Origin of the sequence: Acidovorax sp. (genome assembly GCF_046291265.1) — a bacterium.
Lineage (GTDB): Bacteria > Pseudomonadota > Gammaproteobacteria > Burkholderiales > Burkholderiaceae_C > Acidovorax.
On the sequence record NZ_JBKBTV010000008.1, the window covers coordinates 21460 to 41546 of the forward strand.

Sequence of the window (20087 nt, forward strand, 5' to 3'; positions counted from 1 at the left end):
GATGTGCAGTATTTTGCACTTGCACAAACAATAAGGTCCAAACCTGCACATGTCAAGCACTATAGTGCATATCAAGAAATTCCAAGCTATTTGCCAGCCGCATTGAAACCACAACCCTGTGCGTCGTACAGGTGGTGTGTGCCGCAGGCACTCAGCGCGTTAGACAATGAGATTCCGTGAACGAGGATGGGTATGAACGAACAAGAAGAAGCCGGGGCGCTGTTGATGCCGGACACCGCAAGTGACGCGGCCGCCCCCGCAGAAGACGCCAAGAACCCCTTGCTGGTGGCGCTGGGCGACCGCGTGCGCAACCTGCGCGCGCAGCGCGGACTCACACGCAAGGCGGTGGCCACGGCGGCCGATGTGTCGGAGCGACACCTGGCCAATCTCGAGTACGGCACCGGCAATGCCTCCATCCTGGTGCTTCAGCAGGTGGCCACTGCGCTGCACTGCTCGCTGGCCGAACTGTTGGGCGACTTCACCACCCGCTCGCCGGAGTGGCTGCTGATCCGCGAGTTGCTGGAGCACCGCAGCGAGCCCGAACTGCGCCGTGCACGCCTGGCCCTCAACGAACTGCTGAGTGGCGCAGGCAAGGACACCGCCCGCCACCGGCGCATTGCTTTGGTGGGACTGCGCGGCGCGGGCAAGTCCACCCTGGGACCGCTGCTGGCCCGGCACATGGATGTGCCGTTCATTGAGCTGAGCCGCGAGATCGAAACCCTGGCAGGCTGCAGCGTGCGGGAGATCCACGATCTGTATGGCACAACGGCCTACCGCCGCTACGAGCGCCGCGCGCTGGAAGAAGCCGTGCAGATTCACAGCGAAGTCGTCATTGCCACGCCTGGCGGCATCGTGTCCGACCCTGCGACCTTCAACGAGCTGCTGGCGCACTGCACCACCGTGTGGTTGCGTGCGGCGCCAGAAGAACACATGGGCCGCGTGCTGGCCCAGGGCGACATGCGTCCCATGGCCGCCAGCAAAGAGGCCATGGACGACCTCAAGCGCATTCTGGACGGGCGAGCCGCCTTCTATTCCAAGGCCGACATCACCATCGACACATCGGGCCAGACGCCCGACCAAAGCCTGCACGCGCTGCAGTCGAGCGTGCGCAAAGTCATGGCACAAGCCGTCTGATGCGCTAGAGGGAGGCCGCCGCAACGGTTGCCCCTCGCGCCACCCCACGCAGGGACTCCACCCTGCCGCCCCAGTCCAGTCCAGTCCAGTCAGAAAAATCTGCGACATGCATTGACTTGCACACGAATATGCATGATGATGCACATCAACGCACCGATACATGCATTATTATTCCTGTTAGCAGTCCTACGGAGACACCATGACCGAACTCACGCAAGCCCCTGCCCGCGTTGACTACCGCACTGACCCCACGAAGTACCGCCACTGGAATCTGGCAGTGGACGGCACCGTGGCGCGCCTGTCGCTCGACATTGCCGAGGACGGCGGCATTCGCCCGGGCTACAAGCTCAAGCTCAACAGCTACGACCTGGGCGTAGACATCGAACTGGCCGACGCCCTCAACCGCGTTCGTTTTGAACACCCCGAAGTGCGCTCGGTCATCGTCACCAGCGCCAAGGACCGTATCTTTTGCTCGGGCGCCAACATCTTCATGCTGGGGGTGTCCAGCCACGCCTGGAAGGTGAACTTCTGCAAGTTCACCAATGAGACCCGCAACGGCATCGAGGATTCGTCGAAATACTCAGGCCTCAAGTTCGTGGCGGCGGTGAACGGCGCCTGCGCCGGTGGCGGCTACGAGCTGGCGCTCGCGTGTGACGAAATCGTGCTGGTGGACGACCGGTCGTCCTCCGTGTCCTTGCCCGAGGTGCCGCTGCTGGGCGTGTTGCCCGGCACGGGCGGCCTGACCCGCGTCACCGACAAACGCCATGTGCGCCATGACCTGGCCGACATCTTCTGCACCAGCGTGGAAGGTGTGCGCGGCCAGCGCGCGGTGGACTGGCGCCTGGTGGATGCCATTGCCAAACCCGCGCAGTTCGCAGCCACCGTGCAGGCGCGTGCCGACAAGCTGTCTGAAGGCAGCCACCGCCCCGCGGGCGTTAAGGGCGTGACGCTTACCCGTGTGGAGCGCGAAGACAGCGCCGACAGCCTGCGCTACACCCATGTCACCGTCGATATCGACCGCACCCGCCGCACCGCAACCCTGACGGTGAAGGCGCCCACCGGCCCGCAGCCTGCGGACGTGGCAGCCATCGAGGCCGCAGGCGCCCACTGGTGGCCGCTGGCCATGGCGCGCCAGCTGGACGACGCCATCCTGAACCTGCGCACGAATGAACTTGCTATCGGCACCTGGCTGATCAAGACCGAAGGCGACGCGCAAGCGGTGCTGGCCAGCGATGCCACGCTGCTGGCCCACCAAGACCATTGGCTGGTGCGCGAAACCATTGGCGCGCTGCGCCGCACGTTTGCACGCCTGGATGTGTCCTCGCGCAGCCTTTTCGCCCTGGTGGAGCCCGGCTCGGCCTTTGTGGGTTCGCTGGCTGAGCTGGCCTTTGCGGCCGACCGCACCTACATGCTGGCGCTGCCGGACGACGCCGACCGCGCACCCCGGCTCATCCTGAACGAGTTCAATTTCGGACTGCTGCCGCTGGTCAACGACCAAAGCCGCCTGCAACGCCGCTTTTATGAAGAACCCGCGCCGATGGAAACCGCGCGTTCGGCCGCAGGAAAACCGCTGGACGCGGACGCTGCCCTGGCACTGGGCCTGGTCACCGCTGCGCCCGATGACATTGACTGGGACGACGAGATTCGCATCGCCATCGAGGAGCGCGCCGCCATGTCGCCCGATGCCTTGACGGGCCTGGAAGCAAACCTGCGTTTTGCCAGCAAGGAAAACATGAACACCCGCATCTTTGGCCGCCTGACCGCCTGGCAAAACTGGATCTTCAACCGCCCCAACGCCGTGGGTGCGCAGGGCGCATTGAAGGTTTACGGCACCGGTCAAAAAGCGGGCTTCGACCTGAACCGCGTCTAAGAACACCATCCCTCAAGGAGCACGTCATGAGCAGCATCAACTACAGCGAGAAGATCCCCAACAACGTCAACCTGGGCGAAGACCGCACGCTGCAGCGTGCGCTCGAAGGCTGGCAGCCCAACTTCATCAACTGGTGGGACGACGTGGGCCCCGAAGGCTCGACCAACCACGACGTGTACCTGCGCACAGCCGTCAGCGTGGACCCGCAGGGCTGGGCCCAGTTCGGCCACGTGAAGATGCGCGACTACCGCTGGGGCATTTTTCTGAACCCGGGCGATGCCAACCGCGAGATCCATTTCGGCGACCACAAGGGCGAGAAAGCCTGGCAGGACGTGCCCGGCGAGCACCGCGCCAACCTGCGCCGCATCATCGTGACGCAGGGCGACACCGAGCCCGCGTCGGTCGAGCAGCAGCGCCACCTGGGCCTCACGGCGCCCAGCATGTACGACCTGCGCAACCTGTTCCAGATCAATGTGGAAGAAGGCCGCCACCTGTGGGCCATGGTGTACCTGCTGCACAAGCACTTTGGCCGCGACGGCCGCGAAGAAGCCGAGGCGCTGCTGCAGCGCACGTCGGGCGACGTGGACAACCCGCGCATCCTGGGCGCCTTCAACGAGAAGACGCCCGACTGGCTGGCGTTCTTCATGTTCACCTACTTCACCGACCGCGACGGCAAGTTCCAGCTGTCGGCGCTGGCCGAAAGCGCGTTCGACCCGCTGGCCCGCACCACCAAGTTCATGCTGACCGAAGAAGCCCACCACATGTTTGTGGGCGAAAGCGGCGTGTCGCGCGTGCTGTCGCGCACCGCGCAGGTGATGAACGACCTCAAGACCGACGACCCCGCCAAGGTGCGCGCGGCCGGTGCCATCGACCTGGGCACCATCCAGCGCTACCTCAACTTCCACTACAGCGTCACCATCGACCTGTTTGGCGCAGATCAGTCGAGCAACGCGGCCATCTTCTACAGCTCGGGCCTCAAGGGTCGGTATGAAGAAGGCAAGCGCACGGACGACCACGTGCTCAAGGGCCAGACGTACAAGGTGCTGGAAGTGGTCAACGGGCAACTGCTGGAGAAAGATGTGCCCATGCTCAACGCCCTGAATGAAGTGCTGCGCGACGACTTCATCAAGGACTCGATGGCCGGCGTGGGCCGCTGGAACAAGGTGCTGGAAAAAGCCGGTGTCCCGACCCGCCTCACGGTGCCCCACAAGGCGTTCAACCGCCAGATCGGTGCGCTGGCAGGCATCAAGATGTCGCCAGACGGCCGTGTGGTGAGCGAGACGGAATGGGTCGCGCGCAAGGCCGAATGGCTGCCCACGCCGGAAGACTTTGCGTTTGTCGCCTCGCTGATGGGCCGCGTGGTGGAGCCCGGCAAGTTTGCGGGCTGGATTGCGCCACCGGTCATGGGCATCAACCGCCAACCGGTCGACTTTGAATACGTCCGCTTTAATTGAGCCCCCTGAGCCGCTGCGCGTCTTCCCCCTCAGGGGGACGCCACCAGCGGCCCGGCGAAGCCGGTTCCGCGGTGGCACTGGCATGGTTCGCGCCAGTTCCGGAGGCCGCTCCCGGCGGGGTCGGGTGACTTTTTGGAAGAAGAACATGGATACCACCACGCTGATCGACAACGGCATCCTGAAGCAGCACCTGATCGACCCCGAGATCTGCATCCGCTGCAACACCTGCGAGGCCACGTGCCCCGTGGGCGCCATCACGCACGATGACAACAACTATGTGGTGCGGGCCGATGTGTGCAATGGCTGCATGGCCTGCATCTCGCCCTGCCCCACGGGCTCCATCGACAACTGGCGCACCCTGCCGCTGGCACGCGCGTATTCGATTGAAGAGCAGCTGACGTGGGAGGAACTACCGCCCGAACTGACGCCAGACCAACTCGCCGCCGAGGGCGTTGCGCCCTCCACCGCTGATGAGGCGGCGGCGTTGGCACCGGCCACGCTCGCAGAGCCGGGCACCCAGACCTTCAGTTCGGCCCAGTACGGCGCCACCGTACCGCCCTGGTCGGCTGCGCACCCGTACACCAACCTGTTCCCGCCCAGGAGCCCCACCACCGCCACCGTGGTCGGCAACTTCAACTGCACCGAGGCGGGCTTTGAAAGCGAGACGCACCACGTGGTGCTGGACTTTGGCAGCATGCCGTTTCCGGTGCTGGAGGGCCAGTCCATCGGCATCGTCCCGCCTGGCACCGACGCGCTGGGCAAGGCGCACCACGCACGCCAATACTCGGTGGCCAGCCCGCGCAATGGAGAGCGGCCCGGCTACAACAACCTGGCGCTGACGGTGAAACGCGTGACCACCGACCACGACTGCAACGCCGTGCGCGGCATCGCGTCCAACCATGTGTGCGACCTGAAAGTGGGCGACCAGGTGCAGGTGGTGGGGCCGTTTGGCAGCTCGTTCCTCATGCCCAACCACCCGCGCTCGCACATCGTGATGATCTGCACCGGCACCGGCAGCGCCCCCATGCGCGCGATGACCGAATGGCGGCGGCGCCTGCGCAGCAGCGGCAAGTTCGAGGGCGGCAAGCTCATGCTGTTCTTCGGCGCACGCACGCAGCAAGAGCTGCCGTACTTTGGCCCGTTGCAAAACCTGCCCAAGGATTTCATCGACATCAACCTGGCGTTCTCGCGCACCGCCGGGCAGCCCAAGCGCTATGTGCAGGACCTGATGCGCGAGCGCGCCGCCGACCTGGCCGCGCTGCTGCGCGATGGCAACAGCCACTTCTATGTGTGTGGCCTCAAAAGCATGGAAGAAGGCGTGGTGATGGCGCTGCGCGACATTGCCCGTGACGCAGGCGCAGACTGGGACACCCTGGGCGCCAGCTTGAAGCGCGAAGGACGCCTGCACCTGGAGACCTATTGAGCTGCGGAGCTGTTGCCTGGCGCTCTCGGAGACTCAAGGATCCAGGCAAATTCATAGCCAAACTGCCTGATTAGGTACCCGCCTCAGATGGCTCTCACTCCCTCTCCCCTGGTGGGAGAGGGCCGGGGAGAGGGGGCGAAGCGGGCGCGGCGCGGGTGCAGGCCCCCTCTCCCCAACCCTCTCCCGCGAGGGGAGAGGGGGTTAATCCCCGCGCCGCTCCTAACGCGTCGGCGGATGCCCCCATCTGAGACATGTAAAAAATCAAGCCAAATCGGCCTCTAGCGCTTATCTATCAAGCGCTAGTAGCTATATTTTTGGTAGTAACAGCCCTATAAAACGCCCGGTGGATGGATCAAACCAGGGCGCTCACCCGCCATTGCACCCGCAGCGCGCAGGTCTCGCCCTGCGCCAGCACCCGCAGGCCGGGTTGGCCCGGCAGATGGAACGCATCAATGGGCTGGGTGATGGGCTCAAAACAGAACGCGGGGCCCTGCGGCGGGCGGTAGACCAGGCAGTAGTGCTGGTCGGCGCCCCCGTCTTTGTCAAAGTCCGGCATGTGCGCGGTCAGCGTCAGGCCGCGTTCGGGCCAGTCGATCTGTGCGGTGCCGCCCCAGCCGGTGTAGCCGTTGTCGATCAAATCGCCATGGGCAGACGCGCCCTGGTTCAGATCCCACCCGGGCGGAAACTGCGTGGTGTGTTCGGTGGGCAACGGGTCGACGCCACACAGCCACACGGCCTGCACCGGCGCGGTGATGCGCGTGGCGGGCGTGCGGGGAAACCACGGGTGCACGCCGATGCCGTAGGGCAAGGGCTGCGCGCCAAGGTGGCGCACCACCACGTCCTGGTCCAGTCCGCCGTCGACCAAGCGAAAGGTCTGCACCGATTCGTAGTCGTAAGGGTTGCCATCAAAACACGTGGATCGCAGCGTCATCACCAGCGTGTCGGGCGCGGGTTGCGACAAGCTCCACGGCTGCAGCCAGCCATCGCCATGGATGGGATACGGCTCGCCCACACGGTTGGGCTGCATGGGGTGAAACTGCCCGCCGTGCGTAAAACCGCCCCCGCTGATCCGGTTGGACCACGGCACCATGGCGAACGACGCCATCTGGTACAGGTCGGGCGTCGCGCCATCCCACGGGCGCCACAGGTCCAGCCGCCCGTCCGGGCCCTCTGGGTGGTCCAGCTGCCAGGCAGCGACACTGCCGCCCAGCGACGGGACCAGCCCCAGATGCTGGCCTGCGTGGTGCAACCAAAAGATGGGGTGGGCTGGCTGTGTCATGGATGAACGTGCTTTCAGAAATTCAAAAGGAGGAGGCATGGAGCGGCATCAGCCACCAAACCGGTGCGCGGCAAGCCCCGGCCCATCGACCGGCACCGCAAACACCCCGCCTGCAAGCGGCTCGACCACCAACTGCTCGGCACTCAGGCCCACCCGCGCGGTGGAGATGAACAAGGTGCGCAGATCCGCGCCGCCAAATGCGCAGTTGGTGACCTGGCTGGCGGGCACCGGCACACGGGCCAGCTCTGCCGCCGTGATGGGGTCGTGGCAGGTGACGCAGGCGCCGCCCCAGTGCGCGATCCAGATGCGGCCCATCGCATCGGTGGTCATGCCGTCGGGCACCCCATCGCCCAGTGCGAACTGGTTCCACAGCACCTTGTTGGACACCGTGCCCGCAGCGCAATCGCCGTCGTAGCGGTAGGTGCGGCCTTGGACGGTGTCGTTGAAATACATCGCGCCATCCAGCGCCCAGATGGGGCCGTTGGTCACGGCAAACCCGGTGTCGTGCTGCGTGCAGCGCCCATCCGGGTCAAAGCGATACAACGCGCCGGTGGGCGCCTCGCACGCAAAGTCCATGGTGCCCGCCCAGAACCGCCCCTGCGCATCGCATTTGCCGTCGTTGAAACGGTTGCCGGGCATGTCGGGCTCGGGCTGGTGCAGGTAGCGGGGTTCGGTGTCCACAGCGGGGTCGAACAGCGCAAAGCCGCGCCGCAGCGTGACGATGAGGCCCGGCGCCTGGGCACGCTCGGCCAGCGCAGAAATCTCTTCGGCAAACAGCCAGTGCCTTTGCGCGCCACTGGCGGGGTCCCACCGGTGCAGCTGGCACGACAGGATGTCCACCCAATACAGCGCCTGTTCGCGCACCGACCACAGCAAGCCCTCGCCCAACTGCGCGCCCGCAGGCCACACACAGCGCACATCGCCCAATACCAGCGGCGCAGCCAGCAGCTGGCCGGATGGCCGAGCCATCCCAGTTTCTGAGGGGTTCACACCAGTCTCCGTGTTCGTTGTTTCTGCACCTGTCTGACGCAGGGCTCTTGACGGCGGCCATCTTATCAACGCACAGTGATGCTTGTAATAGATATTTTTTCAATCAATCGATATTCATATTGATATGTCAATGATTTCAAATCCTTCTTCCATCCCGTCCGCTGCGGCACCTGACGCCGCCCGTTTCTCGCGTTTCCCCAGCCTTCAGGGCCGGGCGGTGTTTGTGACCGGCGGCGGCAGCGGTATTGGCGCCGCCATCGTGGCGGCGTTTGCCGAACAGGGCGCGCGCGTGGCGTTTGTGGACGTGGCCCGCGAGGCCAGCGAAGCCCTGGTGCAGCAGATGGCCGACGCGGGCCATGCCCGCCCGTGGTGGCGCGTGTGTGATGTGCGCGACGTGGCGGCACTGCAGGCCGCCATCGCAGATGCCGCGTCGGAACTGGGTGACTTCTCAGCCCTGGTCAACAACGTGGCCAGCGACGACCGCCACACACTCGAATCGGTCACGCCCGCCTATTACGACGAGCGCATGGCCATCAACGAGCGGCCCGCGTTTTTTGCGATCCAGGCAGCGGTGCCGGGCATGAAGCGGCTGGGTGCGGGGTCGGTCATCAATCTCGGGTCCACCGGCTGGCAGGGCAAGGGCGCTGGCTACCCTTGTTATGCGATTGCCAAGTCGTCGGTGAATGGCCTGACCCGCGGGCTGGCCAAGACCTTGGGGCAGGACCGCATCCGCATCAATACGGTGTCGCCGGGGTGGGTGATGACGGAGCGGCAGATCAAGCTGTGGCTGGACGCGGAGGGCGAAAAAGAGCTGGCGCGCAATCAGTGTTTGCCGGACAAGCTGCAGCCACATGACATTGCGCGGATGGTGCTGTTTTTGGCGTCGGATGATGCGGCGATGTGTACGGCGCAGGAATTCAAGGTGGATGCGGGGTGGGTTTGATTTTTGAGTGAAATTGGGCTCTATCGCTTATCCATAAAGCGCTGGTAGCTATTGTTTTTGTAGCAACAGCGTTTTCTTCAGGCCGTTCGGGCTGAGCTTGTCGAAGCCTTGGCGTGCTGATTTGAAAAGCATGCTTTTGTTGAGGGCGGAGGCCGGGAGTCGCCCGGCATGCGAGTAACTTCTCTTTTGCTTCGCCAAAAGAAAGTCACCAAAGAAAAGGCGACCCCGCTGTCTGCGTCCCTTCGCTTCGCTGCGGGCAACCTGCGGTGCTCGCGGGCGGGGTGCGCCGCAGAACTCGCTGCGCGCTGGCGCGCTCCGCTCAAACAACTGCGGCGAGCTAGACCACGATGCATGTGTGTCCTTCGGCACACATGCCACCCCGCCCGCTGCGCTCCTCGGCGCATACAGAGGGGCGGGGGAGAGAACATCCATTCGGGCCATTGCTTCGCTGCGCTTCGCTCGGCCTCGAACGCGCGGGCGCTAGCGCCACGCGCTGCGCAGACTGGGCCGAGCGAAGCAAAGGCCCGTGGGGATGTTCGGATGTTGGGCTGTTCGGCTGTCCACCCCCTGCTGGCTGCGCCTGCGGCGGGGCGGTTGCGGGGTGAGCATGCGCGTCGAAGCGCGCATGCCTCGTGATCTAGCTCGCCGCAGTTGTCTGAACGAAGCTGCACAGCAGCGCAGTGAGTTCTGCGGCGCACCCCGCAACCGCCCCGACGCAGGTCGCCCCGTAGCGAAGCGAAGGGGTCGCAGACTGGGGGTCGCCTTTTCTTTGGTGACTTTCTTTTGGCGACGCGAAAGAAAGTTACTCGCCCGCCGGGGCGACAACCCGGCCTCCGCCCTTAACAAAGGCACACACCACAATCGGCGCCAAGGCTTCGACAAGCTCAGCCCGAACGGATTGGGGTGCGCCCAGCATTCGAGAAGCTCAGCCCGAACTGGTTGCAAAACTATCAAAACAATAGCTACCAGCGCTTAATAGATAAGCGCTAGAGCCCTAAAACACTTAAAACCACGCCATGCAAGAAACCAAATCCACCTGCCCCTACTGCGGCGTAGGCTGCGGCGTGATCATCGAAAGCACCGGCCCCCAAATCACCGGCGTGCGCGGCGACCCCACCCACCCCGCCAACTTCGGCCGCCTGTGCACCAAGGGCTCCACCCTGCACCTCACCGCCACCAGCCCGGTCACGCTGCAAACCCGCCTGCTGCACCCCCTGCACCGCGCGCAGCGCAAAGACAAGACTGCACTGCCCCTGACCTGGGACGCCGCACTGACCCTGGCCACCGACCAGTTCGCACGGGTCATCAGCGAACACGGCCCCGATGCCGTGGGTTTCTACGTCAGCGGCCAGCTGCTCACCGAGGACTACTACGTCTTCAACAAACTCGCCAAGGGCTTGATCGGCACCAACAACATCGACACCAACTCCCGCCTGTGCATGAGCAGCGCGGTGGCGGGCTACAAGCAGACCCTCGGTGCCGACGCGCCCCCCGCCTGCTACGACGACGTGAACCACGCGCAGTGCCTGTTCATCGTGGGCAGCAACGCGGCCTGGGCCCACCCCATTTTGTTTCGCCGCATTGAAGACGCGCGCGCCGCCAACCCCGGCATGAAGGTCATCGTGGCCGACCCGCGCCGTACCGACACCGCCGGCATGGCTGACCTGTTTTTGCCCATCCAGCCCGGCAGCGATGTGATGCTGTTCAACGGCATGCTGCACCTGATGCTGTGGGAGGGCTGGATCGACGCCAACTACATCGCCGCGCACACCACGGGTTTTGACGAACTCAAGGCCCTGGTGCGCGAAGCAACGCCCGAGCGGGTTGCGCAGGTGTGTGGCATTTCGGTGGCCGACCTCACCACTGCAGCCAAATGGTTTGCCACATCCAAGGCCACGCTCAGCCTGTACTGCCAGGGCCTCAACCAGAGCACGAGCGGCACCGCCAAAAACGCTGCGCTCATCAACCTGCACTTGGCGACGGGCCACATTGGCAAGCCCGGCGCAGGCCCCTTCAGCCTGACCGGCCAGCCCAACGCGATGGGTGGGCGCGAGGTAGGTGGCCTGGCCAATTTGCTCAGCGCCCACCGCGATCTGGCCAACCCTGCACACCGCGCCGAAGTGGCTGCGCTGTGGGGCGTGGCCGATGTGCCAAGCCAACCCGGCAAGACAGCCGTGGAGATGTTCCAGGCCGCAGCCGACGGCGAAATCAAGGCGCTGTGGATTGCCTGCACCAACCCCGCGCAAAGCATGCCCGACCAGGCCACCGTGCGCCGCGCCCTGGAGCGCGCGGAGTTTGTCGTCGTGCAGGAAGCCTTTGCCACCGCCGCCACCTGCGCGTACGCCGACCTGTTGCTGCCCGCCACCACCTGGGGCGAAAAAACCGGCACCGTGACCAACAGCGAGCGCCGCATTTCGCGCGTGCGCACTGCCGTGCCCGCCCCCGGCCTGGCGCGCCACGACTGGGCCATTGCGGTGCAGTTTGCGCACCAACTGGAGGCGCGGCTGCGGCCAGGGCTGCCCACCCTCTTTCCCTACACCACCGAGCAGGCAGACCAGGGCGCCGAGACCGTGTGGAAAGAACACCGCGAAAGCACGCGCGGGCGTGATCTGGACATCACCGGCCTGTCGTGGGACCTGCTCGAATCTGAAGGCCCTCAACAATGGCCATTCGTTGCAGATGCAGCCACCGGCAAGGCCCGCCTGTACGAAGACGGCGTCTACCCCACCGCGGATGGCCGCGCCCGTTTTGCCGCGCATGCGTGGCAACCCACGGCCGAGCAACGCGAGTCGCGCTACCCCTTCAGCCTGACCACCGGCCGACTGCGCGACCAGTGGCACGGCATGACCCGCACCGGCACGCTGGGCCGCCTGTTCGGCCATGTGGCCGAGCCCTGCGTGCAGCTGCACCCGCAGGACATGGAGCGGCGCGGCCTGAAGAACGGCGACCTGGTGCACGTGACCAGCAAGCGCGGCTCCATCGTGGTGCCTGTGCAAGCCGATGCCACGCTGGGCCTGTCGCAGGCGTTCATGGCCATGCACTGGGGCAGTGAATTTTTGAGCGGCGTGTCGGCCACCGGCGAGCGGCTGGCGGGCGTAAATGCACTCACCACGTCCGCGTTTTGCCCCACGTCCAAACAGCCGGAGTTGAAACACGCTGCGGTCAAAGTGCTGAAGGCTGAACTGCCCTGGACGCTGCTGGCCATGGCCTGGCTGCCAAACGAAGGCGCCGACGGCGTGCTGGCCACACGCGAGGCGCTGTCGGCACTGATGGCGGAGTTTCCGTTTGCCAGCTGCGTGCCGTTCAGCAACAACACGCCGCTGGATGAGCCGGGCCGCGAACGCACCGGTGTGCTGCTGCGCGCGGCCGCACACGAGGCGCCTGCCGACGCGGTCATCGAACGCATCGAGGGGTTGATGGGCCTGGCCGCCGCCGACACGCTGCGCTACGCCGACAAAAAGCGTGGCCAGCGCCGCGCCGCACGGTTGGTGCGCAGGCTGCCTTCCGAGGGAGGCGCCACCACACTGGAAGGCGTTGTGCTGGCGGGGGACACCAGCGCCGAAGGCTGGCTCAAAACCCTGCTGCAAGAAGAATTGCCCGCACAAACCTACGGCCGCCTGCTGCTGGTGCCCAGCGCCAAGGCCCCGGTGGCGGTGCAATCGCGCGGCAAAACCATCTGCACCTGCTTTAACGTGACCAATGTGGCCATCACCGGCGAGCTGGCACGCTGCCACGGCACCGACGACGACCGCCTGGCCCAGCTGCAAGGCAAGCTGCGCTGCGGCACCAACTGCGGCTCGTGCCTGCCCGAACTCAAACGCATGGTGCGCGCCACGGGTCCGCTCGCCGCTGCCCCGACTGCAGCCCACGTCACCATATAACCAGAAGTTGGCTGGGTTGCGCGAAAATAGCGCCTCGCCCCCAAAAACACCCACAAGGACTTGTGCAACAGGACTCCAGCTAGGCATTTTCGGCGCAGACAGTACGCCTGTACGGCAAGCCGAAATAACGACGCTGGAGCCCTGTTTCACAAGTCCCACCACGAAAAGACCATGGGCATTAGCCAGTACATCAAGGAAATAGGGCGCGGCGCGCGCGGTGCCAAGCCGCTGTCGCGCGAGCAGGCCACCGACCTGTTCGGCCAGGTGCTGGACGGCAGCGTGACCGACCTGGAGATCGGCGCCTTCTGCCTGGCCATGCGCATCAAGGGCGAGACCGCCGAAGAGATGTGCGGGTTTCTGGACGCCACGCACCAGCGCCTGGCGCTGCTGCCCGCCACCGACCGCCCGCTCATCGTGCTGCCCAGCTACAACGGTGCGCGCAAGCTGCCGGTGTTGACGCCACTGCTGGCGCTGCTGCTGGCCCGCGAGGGGCTGCCGGTGCTGCTACACGGCATGCGCACCGAAGCGCGGCGAATTTTGGCATCCGATGTGCTTCTAGCGCTTGATATAACTGCACTGATAGCTCCTGAAAAAATAGCAAATGGAACAGTAGGACACATTCACACGCAGCACCTGCACGCAGGCCTCGCCCGCCTGCTCTCGGTGCGCGACGTGGTGGGTCTGCGCAACCCGGGGCACAGCGTGGTCAAACTGATGAGCCCGTGCGCGGGGCCATCGGTGGTGGTGACGGCCTACACCCACCCGGAATATTTCGAGATGCTGCAGACCACCTTTCGCACCCTGGGCATGAGCGCCCTGCTCTCGCGCGGGCTGGAAGGCGAAGTGGCCACCGATCCGCGCCGCACACCCCGTTACGACGGCTTTGTGCACGGCTTGCACGCGGTGCTCGAATCGCAACAGCCCGGCACCGCCAGCGAAGTGCCCGGCCTGCCCGCCGAGATCGACGTGGCCACCACGGCCCACTACACACGCCACGTGCTCGCAGGCGAGTTGCCCATTCCGCCCGCGATTGAGCGACAGGTGGAACACATCTTGCGACTTGCTGATCAAACAGTTTCGGAGACATCCCCATGAGCCGCCCAACGCCCCCCCACACCCTGCCCCCGTCCAAGCCCCATCTGGGCACCGGTGGCAGTTGCACGCTGGTGGGCGCAGGCCCTGGCGACCCGGAATTGCTCACCATCAAGGCGCTCAAGGCCATTCAGGCCGCCACCGTGCTGCTGGTGGATGACTTGGTGAGCGACGCCATCGTGGCCCACGCATCGCCCACGGCGCGCATCGTGTACGTGGGCAAACGCGGCGGCTGCAAAAGCACGCCGCAAGCCTTCATCGAAAAGCTGATGCTGATGGCCGTGAACGAAGGCGAGACCGTGGTGCGCCTGAAGGGCGGCGACCCCTTCATCTTTGGCCGCGGGGGCGAAGAGGTGGAACACCTGCGCGCTGCGGGCGTGCCCGTCACAGTCATCAACGGCATTACCGCGGGGCTGGCAGGATTGACATCCCTCGGCGCACCGCTCACGCACCGCGAGCACGCACACGGCGTGGTGTTTGTGACCGGCCACGCCAAGCCCGGCGACGCAGGCACCGACTGGCGCCAACTGGCTGCGACCGCACGCGACGCCAAGCTGACGCTGGTGATCTACATGGGCGTGAGCGGCGCAGCCACCATCGAACAAGAACTGCTGACCGGCCTGCCCGCTGACACGCCCGTGGCCATCATCCAGCACGCCAGCCTGCCCCAGCAGCGCCACGCGGTCACCACCCTGGGTGCACTGCACGCCACCATCGCCCGCGAAGGGCTGGCCAGCCCCTCGGTGATCGTGGTGGGGGATGTGGTGCGGGGCGTGGCGCTGGCATCGCACGACGGGATGGCGCAGCCGCTGGCGCGCCGCGCTGGCTGATCGGCCAGCCCTTTCGGCAAAGGCAGTCGCTGCGGCTACTGCCACCACAGCAATCACTGAACCACTGAACAACGGCCTCTGCGGCGCGCGCCAAGCGCGGCGGTAGGCTGGGCGTTCGTGAGTTCATGCGCGCGTGTGCAGCTGGTGCAGCCATGTTGTGGCACCGGTTTGGTTCATGCACCAACACACACCACTGGCCCAGGTATTGCTTAGTTATCTGTATCTGGATGCAACCAGCACAAGGAACACCATGGCAGCCTTTTCACTCTCGCCCCGCAACGGCATGCCCTTTTCTTCAACACCTGCACTGGCGCCCAAGCCCGGCGCTTCAGCAGGGCGCGACAGCGAGATGTCGCTGGTCAACCTGGCGGCACGCCAGCGCATGTTGTCGCAACGCATGGTGCTGCAGACCGTGCTGGCCGCACGCGGCAGCGACCTGCACATGAAGGCCGCGCGCGGCTCGCTGGCGCTGTTCACCGACAGCCAGGCCAAGTTGGTAGATACCGCCCGCCACCTCGACGCAGCCAGCGGCGACATCATCCGCAAGACCTACCACGGCCCCCAGGGCGTCGGACCCATCATCGACGCGTTTGCGCAGCAGGTCGGCACGGCGCTGGACCTGGCGGAGCGCCAAAGCCCACGGGTGGAAGACGCGCTGGCGCGGCTGGTGGAATCCACCGACAGCGCGCTGGAAGCACTCAACACGGCGACCACCGCATTCGATCAGGTCGGCAAGGCCAAATCGGAAACATTGATGAAAGAGCTGGCGGGCATCGTGGCCTCCATCCAGACCGTAGCGCGCGAGGCCAAGGTGGTCAGCTTCAATGCCCAGGTGATGGCGGCGCGGGCCGGGCAGCACGGGCGCGAGTTTGCCGTGGTGGCCAACGTGCTCTCGGGCATCACCAACGAGATCGATGGCCTGTCTCTGCAGGCGGTGTCGCTGGCGGGGCGCAGCCGGACTGCGGCGTAGCGCGCCGCGCAGGTAGTGTTGTCGTCAAGGGGTGGCTGTTTCACGCACTTGCTGAAAGCGCTCCGCCAGCTCCTTGCGCAACGACTTGCGCAGCAGCGCGGCGTCCCAACGGCGGCGCTCGTCGGGGGTGGATGGCGACAGCGGCGGCACCTGCACAGGCTTGCGCGCCTCGTCCACCGCCACCATCGTGAAGAAGCAGCTGTTGACATGCCGCACGACCTGCGAGCGGATGTCTTCGGCCACCACCTTGATGCCCACCTCCATCGACGAAGAGCCGGTGTAGTTGACGCTGGCCAGAAACGTGACCAGTTCGCCCACATGGATCGGTTGCAGAAACATCACCTGGTCCACGCTGAGCGTGACGACGTAACAGGCCGAATAGCGGCTGGCGCACGAGTAGGCCACCTGGTCCAGCAGCTTCAAAATGGCTCCGCCGTGCACATTGCCCGAGAAGTTGGCCATGTCGGGGGACATCAGCACGGTCATGCTGAGTTGGTGGGAAGGGATGTTCATGCCGAGATTTTATGGGCCCAGCGCAGCCGCGCTGGCGATTCTGTGGCCCGCTACACTCGCGCCACACAGGCCCGTAGCAGCGCAGTCAGGCCACCAAGATCAATTGCTTTAAAGCACGCAGGCAGCAGATGCCGGAGGGAAACATGCTCGAAATCGACAAGCTCAATGAGTTCACCGAAAGCCACGGCGCATTGCGGCGCGGGCGGGGGCTGGTGTCTGGCGTGATCGCGCTCACGCTGGCTATCTTGTGTTTTCTGGGCGTACTGGCGTTTCACTTCCCCGAATATCTGACCACACCGCAGCTGCGCAAGAGCTACGACGTGGCCGTGATCCGCAACATCATGCTGGGTGCGATGGCCGTTGCTGGCGGCATCTCGCTGGTCAACATTCTGTTCAACCGGTCGCGATGGTTGTCGACCTTCGCGTTTGCCATGGTGGCGCTGACCGCCATCCTGGGCGGCCACAAGGTGGAGGTGAACCCCAACTTCCCGGATGACACGCTGTACATCGGCCTGGACTGGTTCATCCTCGACCTGCTGGGCAGCTCGCTGATTTTTATCTTCATCGAAAAGCTGTGGGCACTGCGCAAAGACCAGCCCGTCTTTCGCGCCGAATGGCAAACCGACTTTCACCACTTCATCGTGAACCACATGGTCGTGGGTTTTGTGCTGCTGGCCACCAACCTGCTGGTGCACAAGTTTTTTGGCTGGGCCGCCAACGACGGGATTCGTGGCTGGGTGCAGGGCCTGAACTTTTGGGTTGCGCTGTTCCTCATCGTGCTGGTGGCCGACCTGGTGCAGTACTGGACGCACCGCGCGTACCACGAGGTGCCCGTTTTGTGGCGCCTGCACGCCGTGCACCACAGCGTCAAAAGCATGGACTGGATGGCGGGCTCGCGCCAGCACATCCTGGAGCTGATCATCACCCGCACACTGGTGCTGGCGCCCATCTATGTGCTGGGTTTCAGCAAGGAAGTGATCGACGCTTACATCGTCATCGTGGGCTTCCAGGCGGTGTTCAACCACGCCAACGTGAGCGTGCGCCTGGGACCGCTGCGCTACGTGCTGGTCACGCCCAATTTTCACCACTGGCACCACAGCCAGGATAACGAAGCGCTGGACAAGAACTATGCCGCGCACTTCGCTTTTCTGGACTACCTGTTCGGCACCGCCGTCAAAACCACCAAGCTCTGGCCCGAGCACTACGGCGTGCTGGGCGACTATGTGCCCAACGGGTTTGTGAAACAGTTCAAGTTTCCATTTACCTGGAAGGGATAGACGCCGTCAACAAGATGCATCAAAGTTTGGAGAGTTCGCCTTCGAGCGACTTCAACTGCTCGCGCAGCTCTTGGATGCGAGCGTCACACGCGGCTTTGTCCTTGGCCGCATTGGCCGATTGCTCTTGCGCAAACTGGGAGCCGGAGCTCAGGCTGCGCCGCAGCGGCCCCGACTGGGCCACCCCCTCTTGCGGCGTTGCCGCGCATTCACGCTGATTGCGCTCAATCGCCGCGCGGGCCTGGGGAATGCCCTGGCTCTGAAGCTGGTTCTTACGCTGCCATGAGGGGCCAAAGGCTCCTTCTTGCGAAGTAGAAGGGCTTGGCTGTGCAGGGGCCGCGCCCTTCATGGCGGGCCGCACTTCAATCTTCTCGCCCTGGCCAATGCAAGGCGCATCCTGAAACGACACCTTGCCTTTGTCGTCGATGCATTTATTGATGGCCCAGGCAGGGGCCAAAAAGCCAAGCGCGAAGGCGCAGACGGCAAATCGAAACATGTTCATGGAGCAAGTCCTTGTCAGATGAACGACCTGACCAAAAGGCCTGTCGGGCTTGAGATGGGGCCGCCGAAAATTGGGCTAACGATACTGACCGAGCTAGATTGCGGTCAACCACCGTTTGGTTTTTAACGCCTTGATCCGACCAGCTCCCAGCACACTGCGCACAATGTAACGCGGCGGACATGACAACCCCCGTGTTCGACGCGATCCCATCCGCATCGTTAGCGTCAACCGCGTCGGTTTGCTCACTTTATCCCCGTTGTCCGGACCGTGCTCCCATCACGGCACCGCAACGCGGCGCAGCGCCTCAAACGGGTTCACCGGCGTGCCCTTCCACCACTGTTTTTCAGGCCCCAGCCGGAACACCGCGAAGTGCAGGTGCGGCGCATCCGGCGAGGCGTTGCCGGTAGACCCCACGTAGCCCACCAGATCCCCCCGGCGCAGCGCAGCGCCTTCTTTCAGCCCGGGTGCGTAGCGGTCAAGGTGGGCGTAGTAGTAGGCCAGCTGTCCATGGGGGTCGAACTGGTAAACCGTCAGCCCGCCCGGTACGCTGGTGAAAAGCTTTGCCAGGCGCCCGTCGTCCACTGCATACACCGGCGTACCACGCGGCGCGAGGATGTCGATGGCCTCATGGGTGTGGCCAGGGCGTCCCTCGTTGAAGGTGTCGCGCAGGGACGAGGCCGGCACACCGTCGATGGGCATGCGGAGCGGTCTCGCGTCCAGCAGCGTCCGGCCGTCGCAGATGGCGTCTACCGGAGCTGGCTGCACGACAGACTGTGCACCTGCCCACCCCGCGCAGGCGCACAACGCGAAAGCGGCGGCGCAAGCAGACCATCGCATGACGTCAGACCTTCACGTAGACGACGAAACCGGCTTTGGCCACGGTTGACAAACGCTGTGCGTCCCAGTTCGTCATGTGGATGCAGCCATTGGTTTCATCGTGTCCCACGCGCGATGGAGCTGGCGTGCCGTGAATGCCCCAGTGCGGCTTCGACAGACCCATCCACAAACTGCCGACGGGATTGTTCGGGCCCGGAGCCACCTCGACCTTGGTGGCGTTGGCGGGGGCATTCTTCAGGATCTCGGGGTTGTACGTGAAGGTCGGCAAATTGACCTCTTTGGTGATCTTCATGGCGCCGAGCGGCAGCGGGTCCTTCGGACTGCCGATGCTGATCGGAAAGCCCGCCAGCGGCTTGCCGTCTTTATCGAGAACAAACAGCACATGCTCGGATTTATCGATCTCTATCGACCCCGCCGATTTGGCAATGGCATCACCCGGAGCATTCGGTGTACCCGAAGCCACCAGCACATTGGGCACGATGATTTCATCGCCTGCACCAAACGCTGCACCCCGATTCAGGCCCTTGAGGTACTTCGGCGACACATGGTGTTTTTCTGCCAGCGCTTCTTCGATGTTTTCGTAGTCCAGCGATTTGAGTTTGGCGCGTTCGTTCATGTCTTTCGGCGTGGTTGTGAACGGGCCCGCAGCTTCTTTGGCCGTCACCGTGTAGCGGACAAACAGCTGATCTTCATCGCCGTTCAGTGCGTTCAATGCAGCCCAGGTCGGCGCATCGACCTTGCCGGTGCTCTTGATCTCGTGCGCCTTTTGAAACGCTGCCACCATACGGCGCATGTTGGCGCCGAAACGGCCATCAATCTCGCCGGGCGAGAACCACGCTCGGTCCAGCAGTATCTGCGCGCGGACCACGGCGGCACTGGCCGCGCCCTGCACCAGAACCGGTGCTTCTTTGGCTGCATTGAGCTTATCGAGCCTGGCGCTGATATCGCCTTCTGGGACCATAGCGCTCTTATTTCCTGCGGCGTCTTTGGTGCCGGCTTGGCGTTGTGTGGCGGCCCATGCAGCGGTGGGCAACACGGCAGCGGCCAACGCGGCGGCAGACAACGACAGGAACAAGCGGCGGGGTGTGGTCATGA

The 20087-nt window shown here is 64.5% G+C and carries 16 protein-coding genes; 10 read left to right on the forward strand and 6 right to left on the reverse strand.

Annotated features, from left to right (window positions below; genetic code table 11):
• Positions 1-192: 192 nt before the first annotated feature.
• The 4 genes from ACK41V_RS04950 (at position 193) to boxA (ending at position 5881) form a co-directional block, all read left to right on the forward strand.
• Positions 193-1134 (forward strand): helix-turn-helix transcriptional regulator, encoded by a 942-nt coding sequence (locus ACK41V_RS04950; protein ID WP_409778648.1) that lies wholly within the window; start codon positions 193-195, stop codon positions 1132-1134.
• A 199-nt stretch (positions 1135-1333) separates the two neighbouring features.
• Complete coding sequence (gene boxC, locus ACK41V_RS04955) at positions 1334-3004, forward strand: 2,3-epoxybenzoyl-CoA dihydrolase (protein WP_409778651.1); 1671 nt, start codon at positions 1334-1336, stop codon at positions 3002-3004.
• Between the two features lie 26 nt (positions 3005-3030).
• A complete protein-coding gene (boxB, locus tag ACK41V_RS04960) occupies positions 3031-4458 on the forward strand; it encodes a benzoyl-CoA 2,3-epoxidase subunit BoxB (RefSeq protein ID WP_409778654.1) in 1428 nt (475 codons plus the stop codon).
• 145 nt (positions 4459-4603) lie between these two features.
• Positions 4604-5881, forward strand: a complete 1278-nt coding sequence (gene boxA, locus ACK41V_RS04965; RefSeq protein WP_409778656.1) for a benzoyl-CoA 2,3-epoxidase subunit BoxA — start codon at positions 4604-4606, stop codon at positions 5879-5881.
• Between the two features lie 352 nt (positions 5882-6233).
• Here boxA and ACK41V_RS04970 read toward each other — a convergent pair whose 3' ends face one another.
• Both ACK41V_RS04970 and ACK41V_RS04975 read right to left on the reverse strand, forming a co-directional pair.
• Positions 6234-7160 carry an aldose 1-epimerase gene (locus ACK41V_RS04970; protein WP_409778659.1) on the reverse strand — a complete coding sequence of 309 codons (927 nt, stop codon included), beginning with the start codon at positions 7158-7160 and terminating at the stop codon, positions 6234-6236.
• A gap of 48 nt (positions 7161-7208) precedes the next feature.
• Positions 7209-8129: an SMP-30/gluconolactonase/LRE family protein gene (locus ACK41V_RS04975; RefSeq protein ID WP_409778662.1), complete on the reverse strand. Its 921-nt coding sequence runs from the start codon at positions 8127-8129 to the stop codon at positions 7209-7211.
• A gap of 151 nt (positions 8130-8280) precedes the next feature.
• Between ACK41V_RS04975 and ACK41V_RS04980 the strand changes: the two genes are divergently transcribed.
• The 5 genes from ACK41V_RS04980 (at position 8281) to ACK41V_RS05000 (ending at position 15866) form a co-directional block, all read left to right on the forward strand.
• Positions 8281-9093, forward strand: coding sequence for an SDR family NAD(P)-dependent oxidoreductase (locus ACK41V_RS04980; RefSeq protein WP_409778836.1), 813 nt, complete (start codon positions 8281-8283; stop codon positions 9091-9093).
• A 1016-nt stretch (positions 9094-10109) separates the two neighbouring features.
• Positions 10110-12974, forward strand: coding sequence for a molybdopterin-dependent oxidoreductase (locus tag ACK41V_RS04985; protein ID WP_409778665.1), 2865 nt, complete (start codon positions 10110-10112; stop codon positions 12972-12974).
• A gap of 171 nt (positions 12975-13145) precedes the next feature.
• Positions 13146-14069, forward strand: coding sequence for a DNA-binding protein YbiB (gene ybiB, locus ACK41V_RS04990; RefSeq protein WP_409778668.1), 924 nt, complete (start codon positions 13146-13148; stop codon positions 14067-14069).
• Complete coding sequence (gene cobA / locus ACK41V_RS04995) at positions 14066-14896, forward strand: uroporphyrinogen-III C-methyltransferase (RefSeq protein ID WP_409778671.1); 831 nt, start codon at positions 14066-14068, stop codon at positions 14894-14896. The genes ybiB and cobA overlap by 4 nt, the downstream gene beginning before the upstream one ends.
• A 250-nt stretch (positions 14897-15146) precedes the next feature.
• Positions 15147-15866 carry a methyl-accepting chemotaxis protein gene (locus tag ACK41V_RS05000; protein ID WP_409778674.1) on the forward strand — a complete coding sequence of 240 codons (720 nt, stop codon included), beginning with the start codon at positions 15147-15149 and terminating at the stop codon, positions 15864-15866.
• A gap of 24 nt (positions 15867-15890) precedes the next feature.
• Here ACK41V_RS05000 and ACK41V_RS05005 read toward each other — a convergent pair whose 3' ends face one another.
• Positions 15891-16379, reverse strand: coding sequence for an acyl-CoA thioesterase (locus tag ACK41V_RS05005; RefSeq protein WP_409778677.1), 489 nt, complete (start codon positions 16377-16379; stop codon positions 15891-15893).
• 143 nt (positions 16380-16522) lie between these two features.
• On the opposite strand from ACK41V_RS05005, the gene ACK41V_RS05010 reads away from it, so the two are divergent.
• Complete coding sequence (locus tag ACK41V_RS05010) at positions 16523-17656, forward strand: sterol desaturase family protein (RefSeq protein ID WP_409778680.1); 1134 nt, start codon at positions 16523-16525, stop codon at positions 17654-17656.
• A 19-nt stretch (positions 17657-17675) separates the two neighbouring features.
• Here the strand turns inward: ACK41V_RS05010 and ACK41V_RS05015 are convergent, their stop codons facing one another.
• The 3 genes from ACK41V_RS05015 to ACK41V_RS05025 all read right to left on the reverse strand — a co-directional run bounded on the left by ACK41V_RS05015 (position 17676) and on the right by ACK41V_RS05025 (position 20085).
• Positions 17676-18155: a DUF4124 domain-containing protein gene (locus tag ACK41V_RS05015; RefSeq protein ID WP_409778682.1), complete on the reverse strand. Its 480-nt coding sequence runs from the start codon at positions 18153-18155 to the stop codon at positions 17676-17678.
• 276 nt (positions 18156-18431) lie between these two features.
• Positions 18432-18854, reverse strand: a complete 423-nt coding sequence (locus ACK41V_RS05020) for a M23 family metallopeptidase (RefSeq protein WP_409778685.1) — start codon at positions 18852-18854, stop codon at positions 18432-18434.
• 142 nt (positions 18855-18996) lie between these two features.
• Positions 18997-20085: a L,D-transpeptidase family protein gene (locus ACK41V_RS05025; protein WP_409778688.1), complete on the reverse strand. Its 1089-nt coding sequence runs from the start codon at positions 20083-20085 to the stop codon at positions 18997-18999.
• Positions 20086-20087: the final 2 nt, after the last annotated feature.